This window comes from Streptomyces durmitorensis, from assembly GCF_023498005.1.
GTDB classification, from domain to species: Bacteria; Actinomycetota; Actinomycetes; order Streptomycetales; family Streptomycetaceae; genus Streptomyces; species Streptomyces durmitorensis.
The window spans coordinates 2,736,888-2,753,656 of the sequence record NZ_CP097289.1; the positions used below are offsets into that span (position 1 = coordinate 2,736,888).

Genomic DNA, 16,769 nt, shown 5'->3' on the forward strand with positions numbered 1-16,769 from the left:
GGATCAGATCCGGTAGCCGGAGCCGGGCACCGTCACGATGACGGCGGGCTCGCCGAGCTTCCGCCGCAGGGTCATGACGGTCACCCGGACCACGTTCGTGAACGGGTCGGTGTTCTCGTCCCAGGCCTTCTCGAGCAGCTGCTCGGCGGAGACCACGGCACCCTCGCTGCGCAGCAGCACTTCGAGGACGGCGAACTCCTTGGGGGCGAGCTGGATCTCCTTGCCGTCGCGGAAGATCTCGCGGCGGTTCGGGTCGAGCTTGATCCCGGCGCGCTCCAGGACGGGCGGCAGCGGCACGCTCGTACGCCGGCCGAGGGCACGCACGCGTGCCGTGAGCTCGCTGAACGCGAAGGGCTTGGGGAGATAGTCGTCGGCGCCGATCTCCAGGCCCTCGACGCGGTCGCTGACGTCGCCCGACGCGGTGAGCATCAGGACGCGGGTCGGCATGCCGAGCTCGACGATCTTGCGGCAGACGTCGTCGCCGTGCACGAGCGGGAGGTCCCGGTCGAGCACCACGACGTCGTAGTCATTGACCCCGATGCGTTCCAGGGCGGCCGCTCCGTCGTACACGACGTCGACGGCCATGGCCTCCCGGCGCAGTCCGGTGGCCACCGCATCGGCGAGCAGTTGCTCGTCCTCGACGACGAGTACGCGCACGGCGCTGTCCTTCCTCTGTGCCCCTGCGGGCAGGTCTGTTCGTGGGGTGTGGCCTCCATCCTGCCCCTTTCGGCCATAAACCGGCTGTAAGGCGGAGTCCTGGCAGGGGAATGCGGGATTTTCTCCGACGGTTGAGGTTTCCGTGGAAGGGAGCCCGGGGAGGACGACCTCACACCCGCGATCACGCTTTGTATGTGGCGCGCCACAACCCGCTTTCCGCAGGGCGGGCGGCTTGAGACGTGATCGCCCCTTCCTTGAGGGCACACCCCCGTGCCATCGACCCACGACCCAGCCGAGGGGGCGCAACCATGGACGCTTTTACCGCAGGACTGCTGCAGCGCATAAAGGCCACGGAGTCCGACCTCACGAAGGCCCGTGAGACGGGCGACGACTTCCTTGCCGAGGTCGAGCAGGCGGAGCTGGAAGATCTCCACCGCCTGGCCGCCGAGCACGGTGTGGAGGTCGGCGCACTGCACGCCTGACCCATTACGCGAGCCGCAAACCGAAGGGCCCCGGCATCTGTGGACGAGATGCCGGGGCCCTTCTGTGTGCGGATGTCCGGCGCGGCCGGTCTGCCGGTCAGTCGTGCCAGGCGCCGAGCTCCTCCAGGCGGCCCTGCAGGTCCTCGAAGAGGCCGGGCGGGGCCGCGACGGTCAGCTCGCCCGAGAGGGCCTGGCCGGGGCGTCCGCCGGTGAGCGCGCCCGCCTCCCGTGCGACGAGGTCGCCGGCCGCGAAGTCCCACGGGTTGAGGCCCCGTTCGTAGTACGCGTCCAGGCGGCCGAGCGCGACGTCGCACAGGTCGATCGCCGCGGAGCCGCCGCGGCGGATGTCCCGGACCAGCGGGATCAGCTGCCTGGCCACCTCGGCCTGGTGGGCGCGGCGCTGGGCGACGTACCCGAAGCCGGTGCCGACGAGGGCCTGTTCGAACGGGGGCGCGGGGCGGACGTGCGCGGGCCTGTCGTTGACGAAGGCACCCTCTCCGAGGACCGCGCGGTAGGTCTCGCCGCGCATCGGGGCGTGCACCACGCCGACGAGCGTCTCGCCGTCCTTGCGGGCCGCGATGGAGACGGACCAGTCGGGGCGTCCGTAGAGGTAGTTGACGGTGCCGTCGATCGGGTCGATCACCCACTGGACGCCGCTGCTGCCCTCGGAGCTCGCGCCCTCCTCGCCGAGCACGCCGTCGTCCGGCCTGCGCTCGGCGAAGAAGTCGGTGATCAGCTTCTCGGAGGCGATGTCCATCTCGGTGACGACGTCGACCGCGCTGGTCTTCGTGGCGGCCACGCCCAGGTCGTCCGGGCGCCCGTCGCGCAGGAAGGCGCCGGCGCGGTGCGCGGCCTCCAGGGCGGCGCCGAGGAGTTCGGCCTTCAGCTGCTGGTCTGCGGGGTCGGTCACGGTGCTCCTGGTGCCTTCGTGAGTTACGCGTACGGGCTGTCGGCGCCCGCGGCCGCGGGCTTCGGGGCGCGCGAGGGGCAGCAGCCCACCGGGCACAGGTCGTGGCTCGCACCGAGCGCGCCCAGGGCGCAGGGCGCGACCTTGCGTCCGTTCTCCGTCGCGGCGCGCTCGAGGACCAGGTCACGCACCGCCGCGGCGAACCGGGGATCGGCGCCGACGGTGGCCGAGCGGCGGACCGGCAGACCCAGCTCCGCGGCCTTCGCGTCGGCCTCGGTGTCGAGGTCGTACAGGACCTCCATGTGGTCCGAGACGAAGCCGATCGGGACCATCACCACGGCGGGCGCGCCCGCGACGTGCCGCTCCTCCAGGTGATCGCAGATGTCCGGCTCCAGCCACGGGATGTGCGGGGCGCCGCTGCGCGACTGGTAGACGAGCTGCCAGGGATGCTCGACGCCCGTCTCCTCGCGCACCGCGTCGGCGATGAGCCGGGCCACGTCCAGGTGCTCCTCGACGTACGCGCCGCCGTCCCCGTGGTCCTCGGCGCGGCCCGAGCTGTCGGCGGCCGCGGTCGGGATCGAGTGCGTCGTGAAGGCGAGGTGCGCCCCTGCGCGTACGTCGTCCGGCAGCTCGGCCAGGGACTTCAGGACCCCGTCGATCATGGGGCGGACGAAGCCGGGGTGGTTGAAGTAGTGCCGCAGCTTGTCGACGCGCGGCACGTCGAGGCCCTCGGAGGCGAGCACGGCGAGGGACTCCGCCAGGTTCTCGCGGTACTGACGGCAGCCCGAGTACGAGGCGTACGCGCTGGTCGCCAGGACGAGCACGCGGCGGTGGCCGTCCTGGACGAGCTCGCGCAGGGTGTCGGTCAGGTAGGGCGCCCAGTTGCGGTTGCCCCAGTAGACCGGCAGGTCGAGGCCGTGCTCGGCGAAGTCCTTGCGCAGGGCGTCCAGGAGGGCGCGGTTCTGGTCGTTGATCGGGCTGACCCCGCCGAAGAGGAAGTAGTGCTGCCCCACTTCCTTGAGCCGCTCCGTGGGGATACCGCGGCCCCGCGTCACGTTCTCCAGGAACGGGACGACGTCGTCCGGGCCTTCGGGGCCGCCGAACGAGAGCAGCAGCAGGGCGTCATAGGGAGAGGCATCAAGCGCATCGGACATACATCCGATCCTGCCACCCGCCGCTGACAGCCGAAAATCACGGTGCGGCCGGGCCTGTCGGAGCCGTAAGCTGTATTGGCCATCTTTACGCCTTACCGGAGCAGCTCCGCCCGTGGTCCGCACGGAGCCGCCCCGGCGCCTCAGCGGAGTCCCACGTGCCAAGCCCCTACCGCGCCATCTTCGCCGCCCCCGGCACCAAGGGGTTCTCCACCGCAGGCCTCCTCGGCCGGATGCCGTTGTCGATGATGGGCATCGGCATCGTGACGATGGTGTCCCAGCTCACGGGGCGGTACGGACTCGCGGGCGCGCTCTCCGCGACCGTCGCGCTCTCCGCCGCCGCGATCGGCCCGCAGATCTCGCGCCTGGTCGACCGCCACGGCCAGCGCCGGGTCCTGCGGCCCGCGACCCTGGCCTCCCTGGCGGCGGTCGCCGGACTCCTGCTCTGCGCCAAGTACGCGGCCCCGGACTGGACGCTCTTCGCCTTCGCCGCGCTGGTGGGCTGCGTGCCGAGCGTGGGCTCGATGATCAGGGCGCGCTGGGCCGTCCTCTACCGGGACACCCCGCAGCTGCACACCGCGTACTCCTTCGAGTCCGTGGTCGACGAGATCTGCTTCATCTTCGGGCCGATCATCTCGATCGGGCTCTCCACCGTGTGGTTCCCCGAGGCCGGGCCGCTGCTCGCCGGGGTCTTCCTCGCCGTGGGCGTCTTCTGGCTGACGTCCCAGCGGGCCACCGAGCCCGTGCCGCACGGGCGTGAACACCACACCAAGGGTTCGGCGTTGCGCTCCGGAGGGCTCCAGGTCCTGGTCGCGACGTTCGTGGCGACGGGGGCGATCTTCGGGTCCATCGACGTGGTGACGGTCGCGTACGCCGAGGACCAGGGGCACAAGGCGATGGCGAGCCTGGTGCTCGCGGTGTACGCGCTCGGCTCCTGTGTGGCCGGGGCCGCCTTCGGGCTCATGCACTTCAAGGGGGCGCCCGCCCCGAGGTGGCTGCTGGGTGTCTGTGCGATGGCCGTGAGTATGATCCCGCTTCAGTTGGTCGGGAACCTTCCGTTTCTGGCCGTGGCGTTGTTCATCGCGGGCCTCTCCATAGCGCCGACCATGATCACGACGATGGCCCTCGTCGAACAGCACGTACCACGCGCGAAGCTGACCGAGGGCATGACCTGGGTGAGCACCGGACTCGCGGTCGGCGTCGCGCTCGGCTCCTCCGCGGCCGGCTGGGTCATCGACGCGGCCGGATCGGACGCCGGGTACGCGGTCCCCGGTCTCTCCGGGGCCGCCGCGGTGGCGGTCGGGTTCCTGGGGTATCGCCGGCTGAAGAAGCCGGTTCCGCAACGGGGAGGGACCCATGAGCACGGCAGCGGGCAGCAGCGGGAAGAGCACAGCGGCGTGGCGTAACTGGGCGGGCAACGTCAGCGCCCGCCCGGCCAGGGAGGTCACCCCCGCGTCGGTCGACGAACTGAGCGCCGCGCTGCGTCAGGCCAAGGACGACGGCCTCAGGGTGAAGCCGGTCGGCACCGGCCACTCCTTCACGGCGGCGGCGGCCACCGACGGCCTCCTGATACGCCCCGAACTCCTCACCGGGATCCGCAGGATCGACCGCGAGGCCGGCACCGTCACGGTGGAAGCGGGCACTCCGCTCAAGCGCCTGAACGCGGCGCTCGCCCGCGAAGGTCTGTCGCTCACGAACATGGGCGACATCATGGAGCAGACGGTCTCCGGCGCGATCAGCACCGGGACGCACGGCACGGGCCGCGATTCGGCGTCGATCTCCGCACAGATCACGGCACTTGAGCTGGTCACGGCGGACGGCACGGTCCTCACCTGCTCGGAGAAGGAGAATCCCGAGGTCTTCGCGGCGGCCCGGATCGGCATCGGCGCACTCGGCGTGATCAGCGCGATCACCTTCGCCGTGGAACCCGTCTTCTTCCTCACCGCCCGTGAGGAGCCGATGACCTTCGACAAGGTCACGAGCGAGTTCGACGCGCTCCACGCCGAGAACGAGCACTTCGAGTTCTACTGGTTCCCGCACACCGGCAACTGCACCACCAAGCGCAACAACCGCAGCGTGGGCCCCGCCGCCCCTCCCGGCAAGGTGAGCGCCTTCGTAGAGGACGAAATTCTCTCCAACGGCCTCTTCCAGGCGGTCAACACCATCGGCAGGGCCGTCCCCGCGACCATCCCGGGCATCGCCAAGATCTCCAGCAAGGCGCTCTCCGCCCGCACCTACACGGACATCCCCTACAAGGTCTTCACAAGCCCGCGCCGCGTGCGCTTCGTGGAGATGGAGTACGCCGTTCCGCGGGCGGCCCTCGTCGAGACGCTGCGCGAGCTGAAGACGATGGTGGAGCGCTCGCATCTGCGGATCAGCTTCCCCGTGGAGGTCCGCACGGCTCCCGCGGACGACATCACGCTCTCCACGGCCTCGGGCCGGGACAGTGCGTACATCGCCGTCCACATGTACCGGGGCACGCCCTACCAGGCGTACTTCACCGCCGCCGAGCGGATCTTCACCGCGCACGAGGGCAGGCCCCACTGGGGCAAGATCCACACGCGGGGCGCCGACTACTTCGCGCAGGCCTATCCGCGCTTCGCCGAGTTCACGGCCCTGCGCGACCGCCTGGACCCGGACCGCCTGTTCGGCAACGACTACCTGCGCCGCGTCCTGGGCTACTGAGGCGGCCCGGGTGAAGGGGACCGCCGCCTACGGGGTGGCGGTCTCTCCGCGCTGTACGTCGTTTCCGCTGCCGGTGTCGCCGCTGGACGGGGTGGGCGTCGGGGTCGGGGTGGGGGTCGGCGTGGGAGTCGGGTCCGTCTTCGAACCGTCGTCGTCACCGGAGTCCGAGCCGGAGCCCGTGCCCTTGTCCGGGTCGTCCTTCGAACCGGCGCCCGAGTCGTTGCCGTTGTCCGGGGTCTGCGCGTCCGTGCCGTCCGGCTCCTGCGACGCGCCGCCGTCCTGCTGCGAACCGTCGTCCGTACCCGTGGAAGGGCCGTCAGACGGCTGCTCGGAGGGGTCGGTCGAGGGAGTGGAGGGCTGATTCCGCGAGCCGTTGTTGCCCGTGACGCCGTTGCTGATGGTGGTGCCCTTGCCCCCGCTGAAGTCCTCGCCGGAGACGATCTCGTACGTCGTGATGCCTGCCATGGCCACACCGAAGACGACCGCTGCCGCGACCAACGGCCGCTTCCAGCTTCGGATCTGCGTGCGATGCGTCATGCCCTCGGTGAACTCCTCCGAGGGGAGCGGCGGCTGCACGGGCTCCACCGGGGCCGCCTGGCGCAGCACGCGCGTCGCGTCGTCCCGGGGCACCAACTGCGTGGCGTCGACCGACCCCAGCAGCTGCGTCTTCTCGGCGTCGGCGTCGGCATCGGCCACTGGCAGCAGGGTCGTGCGGTCCGCGTCGGGATCCACCACCGGCAACACGTTCGTGCGATCCGCGTCGACGGCAGGAGGCAGCACCGAGGTGGCGTCCGGCTCGACCGTCCGCCCCCATGTCGTCGTCACGGGTCCCCCGGACCCGGCGTGCGCCGTCGCTCCCGTGTACGCCGCCGCCCGGAACGTCTGGGCCACCGGCGCACCCGAGCCGTCGGTCAGCGGGACCTGCTGGGCCCGCGGCTTGGCCTGCACCGCGACGTCACGTATCTGCTCGCCCGTGCGCCGGAAGAAGTGCTGGAAGATCGTGCCGCCACAGGTCGCGACCACGCTCACCAAGCCGGCGCCCAGGATCGTGCCGTAGACGCCGAAGCTGGCGGCGAGCTTCGCCCCCACGACGGCGGCCACGGCGCTGCCCGCGACCTGCGGCAGACTCAGATCAAGGCGCCGCTTCTCCGTCGGCTCCTCCTGGCCCTTGGATTCCTCGCCGGAATCCGGCTTTTCACGCATCTCCGACCCTTGCCTGCCTTTCTCGACTGACTGCACGAGAAAGGGACGTATGGGTGAAGGGGATAGTTCCGTTTCTGGAGATTCCGTGAAGTGTGCCACTCATGCACCACCCTGCCCGGGTATCCCGGGGCGCCAACTCCCGTCCCCCGCGAGAACTTCGGCGGCGCGGCGGACCACCCGCGTGGCCCGAATGGAGTACTGTTGCGAGCCCTGGGTCCGGTCTCCCACCTGGGTGCCCGGGGCCTTCCAGGACCGCCGGGAGGGGGCTCGCTGCACAGGGTGACCAAAGTGGTCACTGAGAGTTGCGAAGAGGTAACCGTGCCATAACGGCGACCTTGGGCCCATGCCCGACACGCCGGGCAACTCGGCAAGGTTGTGGCAGGCTGCACCCGGGCAGGCCACACTCGACTAGCGGAAGCAGCGACGCACGTGACGTCGGCAGGCACCACCCGGGAGGTTCCCATGCCCGAACTGCGTGTCGTGGCCGTCAGCAACGACGGCACACGGCTGGTGCTCAAAGCTGCGGACAGCACGGAGTACACGCTTCCGATCGACGAGCGGCTGCGCGCAGCAGTGCGCGGCGACCGTCCGCGTCTCGGCCAGATCGAGATCGAGGTGGAGAGCCACCTCCGCCCCCGCGACATCCAGGCACGGATACGTGCCGGTGCCAGCGCGGAGGAAGTCGCCTCGCTCGCCGGAATCCCCGTCGATCGCGTCCGCCGCTTCGAAGGACCCGTGCTCGCCGAGCGCGCCTTCATGGCCGAGCGGGCCCGGAAGACCCCCGTGCGCCGTCCCGGCGAGAACACCGGACCCCAGCTCGGCGAGGCCGTCTCGGAGCGACTGCTCCTGCGCGGCGCCGACAAGGAAACGATCCAGTGGGACTCCTGGCGCCGTGACGACGGCACGTGGGAGGTCCTGCTCGTCTACCGCGTCGCGACCGAACCGCACTCCGCGAGCTGGACGTACGACCCGCCACGGCGGCTCGTGCAGGCCGTGGACGACGAGGCGCGCTCGCTGATCGGCGAGACGGACGACATCGCCGCGCCCGAGCCCAGCTTCCCGTTCGTGCCGCGCATCGCCCGGCTGCCCCGGGACAGGCCCTCGCTCGACCGGCCGCTCGACCGCGCCCTGGACCGGCAGTTGGAGCGCCCGAGCGCACCGATGCCCCCGGAGCCTCCGGAGGAGGGTGCGGCCACCGCCGCGACCGCGTCCGTGTCCGAGTCGGAGCGGGACTCGCTCACCAGCCTCCTGGAGGCGGTGCCGAGCTTCCGGGGCGACATGATCGTGCCGGAGCGCCCCGCGCTGCCGACCACGGATCTCCCGCCGTCGGAGGAGCCCGAGCAGGACCCGGAGGCCGAGGAGCCCCCCGCGGCGTCGGCCGGGGCGGGTTCCGCGTACGCGGACGTCCTGATGCCGCGCTCGGTGGCCAGCCACCGCGACCGCCTCGTCGGCACCACCGACCGCCAGGCGGAGGCCGACGGCGTCCGCCCCGGGCGGCGCGCGGCGGTGCCGAGCTGGGACGAGATCGTCTTCGGCACGCGCCGCAAGAAGCAGGAGTAGCCGGAGTAGCCGGAGCAGTACGTCGTCGTACGTGGTCGGGGCCCGCACCTGCACGGTGCGGGCCCCGACCACGTACAGCCCCCTACTGCGGATCCGGCCCCTTGGCCACCGGACGGGACTCGTCGGACGACCACTCCGACCACGAGCCGACGTACAGCGACGCCGGGATCCCCGCCACCGCGAGCGCGAGCACCTCATGGGCGCCGGACACGCCGGAGCCGCAGTAGACGCCGACCTCGGAAGTCCCGGACGCGCCCAGGGAGTTGAAGCGCTCCGCGAGATCGGCGGCCGGCCTGAAGGTGCCGTCCTCCGTGACGTTCTCCGTGGTCGGCGCGGAGACCGCGCCCGGGATGTGGCCGCCGACGCGGTCGATCGGCTCGACGTCACCGCGGTAGCGCTCGGCCGCGCGGGCGTCCAGGAGCAGCCCGGAGCGGGCCAGGGCCGCCGCGGCGTCGGCGTCGAGGAGGTCCGTGGTGTTCGTCTCCGGGACGAACGAGCCCTCGGCCTCAGGACGCTCGTCCCCCGCCTCCAGCGGGCCGCTCCACGCCGCGAGCCCGCCGTCGAGCACCCGCACCGAGGGATGCCCCGTCCAGCGCAGCAGCCACCATGCGCGTGCGGCGGCCCAGCCCTGCCCGCCGTCGTACACGACCACGTCCCGGTCCGCCGAGACCCCGGCCGCCCGCATCACCGATCCGAAGCGCTCCACGTCCGGCAGGGGGTGCCGTCCGGCCGAGCCCGCCGGGCCCGCGAGATCGGCGTCCAGATCGACGAAGACCGCCCCGGGGACATGGCCCTTCTCGTACTCGGCGCGCCCGTCGAAAGCGGGGGCGCCCGCCGCCTTGGCGGTGCTCAGCTGCCAGCGGATGTCCAGGAGCACTGGCGGGTTCTCGCCCGCCAGGTCGCTCGCGAGTTCGGATGCGGAGATGATGGCATTCATGGGCCCCATCCTTGCGTACGGGGTGGCCGCATCGGTCAGGTCCGGCTACCCTGCTCCGCCGGACGACCGCCGAACACGCGGCGTACGGAACCGGGCACGCCGTGTACTGCCGAACGACACCACTGTGCAATCGCGCGTTAACGGATGAGAAACGGCAAACCGGGCATCCTCTGAGCGGAGCCGGGGCAAGCGGCGCGGCCGGAGCGCGCGGCGCCACAGGTGGTGCGAGCATCTGCACGGGCGGGCAAACGCGCGACATAGGTACGCGCGTTCGAAAGCGGAAGCCGAGCGGCCACCATGACGGGCCGAGGAGAGAGTGACGATGACGGAGGCACGGGGGTCGACGGGTCAGCGTGACGGCTTGGGGGCCGTCCGCCGCACGCCCGGCACACCCACCTGGGTGAGCCTGATGGCGCATGGCCTGGCCACGACCCAGGAGTTCTACGGAGCGTTGTTCGGCTGGGAGTTCCAGCCCGGCCCCGAGCAGCTCGGGCCCTACGTACGGGCGCTGCTCGACGGCCACGAGGTCGCCGGGATCGGTCAGCTGCCGCCCGATCACCATCTGCCGATCGCCTGGACGCCGTACATGGCGTCGGACGACGTGGACGCGACCGCCGAGGCCGTGCGGCACTGCTGCGGCACGATCGGCGTCGGCCCGCTGGACGCGGGCCCGGCCGGGCGGATGGCCATCGCGGTGGACCCCGCGGGCGCGGTGTTCGGCATCTGGCAGGCGGCGGAGCATCTGGGCAGTGCCCTCGTCGGGGAGCCCGGCGCGCCCGCCTGGAACGAACTGGTGACCCACGAGACGGCGGGCGTCGTCAAGTTCTACCAAGCGGTCTTCGGGTACACCGAGGAGGCGGTCGTCTCGGCCGACTTCGACTATGTGACGCTCCAGGTCGAGGGCCGTCCCGTGGCCTCGGTGCACGGCATGGGCCAGGCCCTGCCGCGGGACCGGGGCGCGCACTGGATGACGTACTTCGAAGTGGCCGACGTGGACGAGTCGGTGGACCGGGTCGTCGAACTCGGCGGCCATGTCGTCAAGCCCGCGCGGGCCGGCACCCACGGGCGGGTGGCCACGGTCGCCGACCCGGAGGGCGCGGTCTTCACCCTCGTGCGCTCGGAGAGCTGACTCAGGCGCGGGTGGCCGCGTCGACCGGCAGCACGTCGGGCGACAGGGCGCCCGCGTGGGAGCTCGCCGCCGTCATCCTGCGCCTGTGGTGACGGCGGCACAGCACTTCGTAACCCACCTCGTCCGCCGCGTGGTTGACGTCCCCGACGACGACCTGGGCGCCTTCGACGACCATCGCACCGCCTATCGTGCGGGCGTTGTGGGTGGCACGTGCACCGCACCAGCACAGGGCCTCGACCTGCAGCACCTCGACGCGGTCGGCGAGTTCGACCAGGCGCTGCGAGCCGGGGAAGAGCTTGGAGCGGAAGTCCGTGGTGATGCCGAACGCGAAGACGTCCAGGCCCAGGTCGTCGACGACGCGGGCCAGTTGGTCGATCTGCCCGGGGGCGAGGAACTGCGCCTCGTCCGCGATCACGTAGTCGGCGCGGCCGCCCTGCGAGAGGTGGTCGACGAGATGGGCGTAGAAGTCGAAGTCGTCCGCGGCCTCGATCGCGTCCGTGACGAGGCCGAGCCGCGAGGAGAGCTTGCCCTCGCCCGCCCGGTCGTCACGGGTGAAGATCATCCCCTTCAGGCCGCGGGTCGAGCGGTTGTGCTCGATCTGCAGAGCCAGCGTGCTCTTTCCGCAGTCCATCGTTCCGGAGAAGAACACCAGCTCGGGCATGGGGAGTTGAGGCCTTTCGAGGCGTACGGATTTCGGGGCGTACGAGGGGACAGTGTGCGCCCGGGGGCGCGGTCAGGGGCGTACTTCGAGGAGCGGCACGAGCTGCTCGACGGCGGTCATCGAACCGTGCATGCCGACCAGGGCCGACTCCTTCGGTTCCTTCTCGGTGGCGATGATCGCCACGTCGTCGTGGGCCGCCGCCACGACGTCGCCGATGCGTCCGTACACCCGCTCGTCCATGGCTCCGGGCGGGCCGAACCAGCCCGCCGCGATCGCCTCGTCCCGGCTCGCCACCCAGAACTGCTCGCCGAGCACCTCGCGCCAGACGGTCAGGACGTCGTTCTCGGCGCCCGGCACCGCGTACACATGGCGGGCACGGCCCTCGCCGCCGAGGAGGGCGACGCCCGCGCGCAGCTCCCAGTCCTCGTCGAAGTCGATGCGGGACTGCTCGTCGAAGGGGATGTCGAGCATGCCGTGGTCGGCGGTGACGTACAGGGCGCTGCGCGGCGGGAGTTGCTCGGCCAGGCGCTGGACCAGGCGGTCCACGTACATGAGCTGGCCGCGCCAGGCGTCGGAGTCCACGCCGAAGCGGTGCCCCTTGCCGTCCACCTCCGCGTAGTACGTGTAGACCAGCGAACGGTCGCCCGCGCCCAGTTGCTCGGCCGCGAGGTCCATGCGGTCCTCGCCGGAGAGCTTGCCCCGGAAGCTGCCGCCGCTCAGCGCGATCTTGGTGAGCGGGGTCCTCTCGAAGGTCGGCGACGACACCTGGGCGGTGTGCACGCCGGCGGCGTGGGCCTGCTGGAAGACGGTGGGGTACGGCTGCCACTTGCGCGGGTCCGTCCACGGGTTCCAGCGGAGCTGGTTCATCAGCTCGCCTGTGGCGGGGTTGCGGACGGTGTAGCCCGGCAGACCGTGCGACGCGGGCGGCAGGCCCGTGCCGACCGAGGCCAGGGAGGTCGCCGTGGTGGCGGGGAAGCCCGCGGTGATCGGACGTCCCGTACCGCCCCGCGAGGAGCTGATCAGCGAGGTCAGGAAAGGGGCTTCGTCCGGGTGGGCGCGGAGCTGCTCCCAGCCGAGGCCGTCGATCAGGAAGACGCAGTTCCGGTCGGCCGGGGCGAGTTCCGGGATGACGGGCGAGAAGCCCTCGACGCCCTGGTGGGAGACGAGCGTGGGCAGCAGGTCGGCGAGGGAGCCCGCGCCGTACTCGGGCAGGGGTGCGGAGTCGAGGGAGAGCGGCTGCACGTCGTCCCAGGCGGGCAGCGGCATCAGCGGGCGGTCTCCGCGGTCGCCTCGGACAGCGCCTGCGCGAAGGCCAGGGTCTGGCGCACGGTGTCCGGGCCGTCGCCCGCCTCGCTGACCCGCAGGCTGAGGTCGTCGGCGGTGGAGCTGCCGGTGTAGCCGTGGTCGGCCTCGCAGTTGGGGTCGCCGCAGGCCGCGGGCTCCAGGTCGATGCGCGACACGGCGCCCCAGCCGATGGTCAGGACGACCTCGCGGGGCATCGAGCCCGGGACGTACTTCTCGGGGTTGGCGACGACACGGCTGACGACGACGGACGAGATTCGGCCGATCTTCACGGACTCCGTGGAGGTCGTCGCGTACGGAGTCGGCGACGTGCTGTCCGCCGCCTGCTCGTCCGTGTGGCTGACGATGAAGCGGGTGCCGGTCAGGACGAGGACCGTCACGTGCCTGCGCACTTCGTTCGCGTCGAACGTGGTCTCCTGGTGGACCAGGAACGACCCGATGGGCTCGCCGCCGATCGCGGCCTCCACCGCCTCGGCCACGAGGGCCGGGTAGTAGCCACTGCGCTCGATCGCCGCGCGCAGCCCCTGGGTCGTCGTACCGGTCTTTGCCATGCCGTCCATCCTACGACCCGGCGGAGGCCCCACGGTGCCCCACCGGCCGCCTCAGTACCCCGGCAGGGCCCGCGGGCCGAGGTCGCTGCGGGCGGGCGGGGGTGCGAGCCGCACGGAGGCGCCGAGCACGGAGAGGCCGCGCTGGGCGACGACCACGGGTTCCAGGGACACGGCGACCACCTCGGGGTGATCGTCCACGAGGCGCGAGACCCGCTGGAGCAGCTCCTCCAGGGCCGGGGTGTCCACGGGCGCCGAGCCGCGCCAGCCGAAGAGGAGCGGGGCGGTCCGGATGGATCTGACCAGGGAGCCCGCGTCGCGCTCGGTGACCGGGATCAGCCGGTGCCCGGTGTCGCCGAGCAGCTCGGACGCGGCGCCGGCGAGCCCGAACGAGAGCACCGCTCCGGCCGCCGGGTCGATGACCGCGCGGACGACGGTGTCGACGCCGCGGGGTGCCATCGCCTGCACGACGGGCCGCAGCTCGGCGGGCTTGCCGAAGGCTTCGGTCAATTCGGCGTAGGCGCGGCGCAGTTGCTCCTCGTCCGCCAGGTCGAGCCGCACGCCGCCGAGGTCGGCGCGGTGGCGCAGGTGCGGGGCCGTGGTCTTGAGGGCCACGGGGTAGCCGAGGGTGTGGGCGGCCGCCACGGCCGCGTCGGGGTCGGGCGCGGGCCGGGCGTCCCGTACGTCGATGCCGTACCGCCCGAGCAGTTCGCGGGCGTCGTCCTGGGCGAGGGTGGCGCCGCGCGGGTCGTCCTGCTCGACGAGGAGCTCGCCGATCCGCCGGGCGGCACCGCTCTCGTCGATGTCCTCGTACTCATGGACCTTCCCGGGCTCCCTGGCCTCGCGCCGCCACTGGGCGTACTTCACGGCTTCGGCGAGGGCACGGACGGCACGCTCTGCGGCGGGGTAGGCGGGGATGCGGTAGGCCTCTCCTGCCGCGGTTTCTGTGGGCGCCTGTGCTGCGTGCGCGCCCTCCGTCGGCGTTGCTGTGAGCGTGCGTCCCGCGGGGCGATGGGGGCCTGCGGAAGCAGAGGCGGCGTCAGGGCGAGTACGCGTCGCGGCAGCCAACGCTTCGGCGAGGCCGCCGAGTTCCACGTGGACCACGGCCACCGGCTTCGCGGGGCAGCCGGCAGCCGCCTCCCGCAGCGCGGCGGCGAGCTCCTCGCCCTCGGGCGACCCCGTGGCCCCGTCCTCCCCCACCCAGGGAATCGCCGTGACGATCACGGCGTCGCAGGCGTCGTCCGACAGCGCATCGGCGAGCGCGGCCCGGAAGTCGTCCGGGGTGGCCCCCGTGGTCAGGTCCAGGGGCGGCAGCGGCCGGAGCCCGTCGGCGACGCACGCGTCGTACGTGAGAAGCCCGAGCGACTCGGAGTTGCCGAGGACGGCGACCCGCGGCCCGGAGGGCAACGGCTGCCCGGCGAGCAGCAGCCCCGCGTCCACCATCTCGGTGACGGTGTCCACCCGGATGACCCCCGCCTGGCGCAGCAGCGCCGACACCGTGGCGTACGGAAGCCGCGTGGCCTGCACCGTGTGCCCCGTGGGCGCGATCCCGCTGTGCCGCGCGCCCTGCACCACGACCAGCGGCTTCGCCGTCGCCGCGCGCCGGGCGAGCCGGGTGAACTTGCGCGGGTTGCCGATGGATTCGAGGTACATCAGGGCGACATCGGTGTCCGGGTCCTCGTACCAGTACTGGAGGACGTCGTTGCCGGACACGTCCGCGCGGTTGCCCGCGCTCACGAAGGTCGAAAGGCCCGCACCGCGCCGGTGCAGCCCGGAGAGGAGCGCGATGCCGATCGCGCCGGACTGGGTGAAGAGGCCGATCCGCCCGCGCTCGGGGGGATGCGGGGCGAGCGAGGCGTTGAGCCGCACGTCCGGCGACGTATTGATGACCCCGAAGGCGTTCGGGCCGAGGATGCGCGTGCCGTACGACCGCGCCTGGCGCACCAGTTCGCGCTGCCGCTCCCGCCCTTCGGGACCGCTCTCCGCGTACCCGGCGGAGATCACGACGAGCCCGAGCACCCCGCGCTCACCGCACTCGGCGACGGCCTGCGGCACCCGCTCGGCGGGCACGGTCACGACGGCGAGCTCGACGGTCTCGTCGATGTCCCGCACGGAGCGGTACGCGGGCACCCCGTCGACCTCGGCCCCCTCGTCGAACGCGCTGTTCACCGCGTACAGCCGCCCCGTGAAGCCCGCCTCGCGCAGATTGCGCAGGACGCTGCGGCCCACGCCGCCCGGCGTGCGCCCGACGCCGATCACGGCGACCGACGCCGGTGTGAGCAGCCGCTGCACCGACCGCGCCTCGGCGCGCTGCTCACGGGCGCGCTGCACGGCGAGCGAGCGGTCGGTCGGCTCCAGATCGAATTCGAGGCGGACGACGCCGTCCTCGAAGCTGCGCTTCTGCTGGTAGCCCGCGTCCGTGAACACCTTGATCATCTTGGTGTTGGCGGGCAGCACCTCGGCGACGAAGCGGCGGATGCCCCGCTCCCTGGCGACGGCGGCGATGTGTTCGAGGAGCGTGGAGGCGACGCCCCTGCCCTGGTGGGCGTCCTGCACGAGGAAGGCGACCTCGGCCTCGTCGGCGGGCGCGCTCGCGGACATGCCGCGGGAGTCGATGCGGTCGAAGCGCACGGTGGCGATGAACTCGCCGCCCACGGTGGCGGCCAGACCGACCCGGTCCACCTGGTCGTGATGGGTGAAGCGGTGCACGTCCTTGGCGGACAGGCGGGGGTAGGGCGCGAAGAAGCGGTAGTACTTCGACTCGTCCGAGACCTGCTCGTAGAAGCTGACCAGGCGGTCCGCGTCCTCGGCCGTGATCGGCCTGATCCGGGCGGTGCCTCCGTCACGCAGGACGACATCGGCTTCCCAGTGGGAGGGGTATGCGTGCCGGTCCGACGGGGTCTGCATGGGGCCAGGGTACGGGTCGCGGGGGCGCCGCGGCCGGGGCAGGCTAGGAGTCGTCGAGGGCCGGGACGTGGGCCCCGTGGCACAAGGACGTACGGTCGACGGAGTACGGACCAACCGTCGACCGGGTGCGGACCGACGTCCCGCGGAGCACTCGCGACGGCATGAGACACTGGTCTAGACAAGTGTGAAACACCTGGAAGGGCAGCAACACATGGCTGAGCGCCGCGTCAACGTCGGCTGGGCCGAGGGCCTCCACGCCCGACCCGCCTCCATCTTCGTCCGCGCGGCCACCGCCGCCGGCGTCCCCGTGACGATCGCCAAGGCTGACGGCAACCCCGTGAACGCCGGCTCCATGCTCGCCGTGCTCGGCCTGGGCGCGCAGGGCGGCGAGGAGATCGTCCTCGCCTCCGACGCCGAGGGCGCGGACGCCGCTCTCGACCGTCTGGCGAAGCTGGTCGCGGACGGCCTCGAGGAACTCCCCGAGACCGTCTAGTAAAGACTGGCACTCATACGCCGAAGGGCCCGCCCGAATTAGGGGCGGGCCCTTCGGCGTTTCTGCTCACATTCAGCGAATATCCAGAACTCCCGCCACATTCGGGCAGCAGAAATAATCCCCCGCCGAATAACACTTCTTTGTATA

Annotated in this window: 15 protein-coding genes; 6 read left to right on the forward strand and 9 right to left on the reverse strand. The window is 71.9% G+C overall.

All coding sequences use genetic code 11. The features are described 5' to 3' along the window. Nucleotides 1-3: 3 nt before the first annotated feature. Complete coding sequence (locus tag M4V62_RS12135; protein WP_135331070.1) at nucleotides 4-657, reverse strand: response regulator transcription factor; 654 nt, start codon at nucleotides 655-657, stop codon at nucleotides 4-6. Between the two features lie 308 nt (nucleotides 658-965). Between M4V62_RS12135 and M4V62_RS12140 the strand changes: the two genes are divergently transcribed. Then, complete coding sequence (locus M4V62_RS12140) at nucleotides 966-1,139, forward strand: hypothetical protein (protein WP_167357823.1); 174 nt, start codon at nucleotides 966-968, stop codon at nucleotides 1,137-1,139. 97 nt (nucleotides 1,140-1,236) lie between these two features. Here M4V62_RS12140 and M4V62_RS12145 read toward each other — a convergent pair whose 3' ends face one another. Both M4V62_RS12145 and M4V62_RS12150 read right to left on the reverse strand, forming a co-directional pair. Then, a complete protein-coding gene (locus tag M4V62_RS12145) occupies nucleotides 1,237-2,049 on the reverse strand; it encodes an inositol monophosphatase family protein (RefSeq protein WP_249587271.1) in 813 nt (270 codons plus the stop codon). A 23-nt stretch (nucleotides 2,050-2,072) separates the two neighbouring features. After that, nucleotides 2,073-3,200, reverse strand: a complete 1,128-nt coding sequence (locus M4V62_RS12150; RefSeq protein WP_249587272.1) for a ferrochelatase — start codon at nucleotides 3,198-3,200, stop codon at nucleotides 2,073-2,075. Nucleotides 3,201-3,355: 155 nt separating this feature from the next. On the opposite strand from M4V62_RS12150, the gene M4V62_RS12155 reads away from it, so the two are divergent. Both M4V62_RS12155 and M4V62_RS12160 read left to right on the forward strand, forming a co-directional pair. After that, nucleotides 3,356-4,603 (forward strand): MFS transporter, encoded by a 1,248-nt coding sequence (locus M4V62_RS12155; RefSeq protein ID WP_249587273.1) that lies wholly within the window; start codon nucleotides 3,356-3,358, stop codon nucleotides 4,601-4,603. Next, nucleotides 4,554-5,882: a D-arabinono-1,4-lactone oxidase gene (locus tag M4V62_RS12160; RefSeq protein ID WP_249587274.1), complete on the forward strand. Its 1,329-nt coding sequence runs from the start codon at nucleotides 4,554-4,556 to the stop codon at nucleotides 5,880-5,882. The genes M4V62_RS12155 and M4V62_RS12160 overlap by 50 nt, the downstream gene beginning before the upstream one ends. A gap of 27 nt (nucleotides 5,883-5,909) precedes the next feature. On the opposite strand, the gene M4V62_RS12165 is transcribed toward M4V62_RS12160, so the two are convergent. After that, a complete protein-coding gene (locus M4V62_RS12165) occupies nucleotides 5,910-7,085 on the reverse strand; it encodes a RodZ family helix-turn-helix domain-containing protein (RefSeq protein ID WP_249587275.1) in 1,176 nt (391 codons plus the stop codon). 462 nt (nucleotides 7,086-7,547) lie between these two features. Between M4V62_RS12165 and sepH the strand changes: the two genes are divergently transcribed. Continuing rightward, a complete protein-coding gene (sepH, locus tag M4V62_RS12170; RefSeq protein ID WP_249587276.1) occupies nucleotides 7,548-8,645 on the forward strand; it encodes a septation protein SepH in 1,098 nt (365 codons plus the stop codon). A gap of 82 nt (nucleotides 8,646-8,727) precedes the next feature. On the opposite strand, the gene M4V62_RS12175 is transcribed toward sepH, so the two are convergent. Continuing rightward, a complete protein-coding gene (locus tag M4V62_RS12175) occupies nucleotides 8,728-9,582 on the reverse strand; it encodes a sulfurtransferase (RefSeq protein WP_249587277.1) in 855 nt (284 codons plus the stop codon). 322 nt (nucleotides 9,583-9,904) lie between these two features. Between M4V62_RS12175 and M4V62_RS12180 the strand changes: the two genes are divergently transcribed. Beyond that, nucleotides 9,905-10,711, forward strand: coding sequence for a VOC family protein (locus M4V62_RS12180; protein WP_249587278.1), 807 nt, complete (start codon nucleotides 9,905-9,907; stop codon nucleotides 10,709-10,711). A gap of 1 nt (nucleotide 10,712) precedes the next feature. Here the strand turns inward: M4V62_RS12180 and M4V62_RS12185 are convergent, their stop codons facing one another. The 4 genes from M4V62_RS12185 to M4V62_RS12200 all read right to left on the reverse strand — a co-directional run bounded on the left by M4V62_RS12185 (nucleotide 10,713) and on the right by M4V62_RS12200 (nucleotide 16,129). After that, a complete protein-coding gene (locus M4V62_RS12185; protein WP_249587279.1) occupies nucleotides 10,713-11,372 on the reverse strand; it encodes a thymidine kinase in 660 nt (219 codons plus the stop codon). 72 nt (nucleotides 11,373-11,444) lie between these two features. Continuing rightward, complete coding sequence (locus tag M4V62_RS12190) at nucleotides 11,445-12,638, reverse strand: alkaline phosphatase family protein (RefSeq protein WP_249587280.1); 1,194 nt, start codon at nucleotides 12,636-12,638, stop codon at nucleotides 11,445-11,447. Further along, nucleotides 12,638-13,234: a DUF5998 family protein gene (locus M4V62_RS12195; RefSeq protein ID WP_249587281.1), complete on the reverse strand. Its 597-nt coding sequence runs from the start codon at nucleotides 13,232-13,234 to the stop codon at nucleotides 12,638-12,640. The genes M4V62_RS12190 and M4V62_RS12195 overlap by 1 nt, the downstream gene beginning before the upstream one ends. Before the next feature lie 42 nt (nucleotides 13,235-13,276). Continuing rightward, nucleotides 13,277-16,129, reverse strand: a complete 2,853-nt coding sequence (locus tag M4V62_RS12200; protein ID WP_249587282.1) for a bifunctional acetate--CoA ligase family protein/GNAT family N-acetyltransferase — start codon at nucleotides 16,127-16,129, stop codon at nucleotides 13,277-13,279. A gap of 211 nt (nucleotides 16,130-16,340) precedes the next feature. On the opposite strand from M4V62_RS12200, the gene M4V62_RS12205 reads away from it, so the two are divergent. Then, complete coding sequence (locus M4V62_RS12205) at nucleotides 16,341-16,622, forward strand: HPr family phosphocarrier protein (protein WP_249587283.1); 282 nt, start codon at nucleotides 16,341-16,343, stop codon at nucleotides 16,620-16,622. Nucleotides 16,623-16,769 lie beyond the last annotated feature (147 nt).

Coding starts and splice junctions, on each gene's coding strand:
- M4V62_RS12140 (WP_167357823.1), top strand. CDS start 966: ATGGACGCTTTTACCGCAGGACTGCTGCAGCGCATAAAGGCCACGGAG.
- M4V62_RS12150 (WP_249587272.1), bottom strand. CDS start 3,200: ATGTCCGATGCGCTTGATGCCTCTCCCTATGACGCCCTGCTGCTGCTC.
- M4V62_RS12160 (WP_249587274.1), top strand. CDS start 4,554: ATGAGCACGGCAGCGGGCAGCAGCGGGAAGAGCACAGCGGCGTGGCGT.
- M4V62_RS12165 (WP_249587275.1), bottom strand. CDS start 7,085: ATGCGTGAAAAGCCGGATTCCGGCGAGGAATCCAAGGGCCAGGAGGAG.
- sepH (WP_249587276.1), top strand. CDS start 7,548: ATGCCCGAACTGCGTGTCGTGGCCGTCAGCAACGACGGCACACGGCTG.
- M4V62_RS12175 (WP_249587277.1), bottom strand. CDS start 9,582: ATGAATGCCATCATCTCCGCATCCGAACTCGCGAGCGACCTGGCGGGC.
- M4V62_RS12180 (WP_249587278.1), top strand. CDS start 9,905: ATGACGGAGGCACGGGGGTCGACGGGTCAGCGTGACGGCTTGGGGGCC.
- M4V62_RS12185 (WP_249587279.1), bottom strand. CDS start 11,372: ATGCCCGAGCTGGTGTTCTTCTCCGGAACGATGGACTGCGGAAAGAGC.
- M4V62_RS12190 (WP_249587280.1), bottom strand. CDS start 12,638: ATGCCGCTGCCCGCCTGGGACGACGTGCAGCCGCTCTCCCTCGACTCC.
- M4V62_RS12195 (WP_249587281.1), bottom strand. CDS start 13,234: ATGGACGGCATGGCAAAGACCGGTACGACGACCCAGGGGCTGCGCGCG.
- M4V62_RS12200 (WP_249587282.1), bottom strand. CDS start 16,129: ATGCAGACCCCGTCGGACCGGCACGCATACCCCTCCCACTGGGAAGCC.
- M4V62_RS12205 (WP_249587283.1), top strand. CDS start 16,341: ATGGCTGAGCGCCGCGTCAACGTCGGCTGGGCCGAGGGCCTCCACGCC.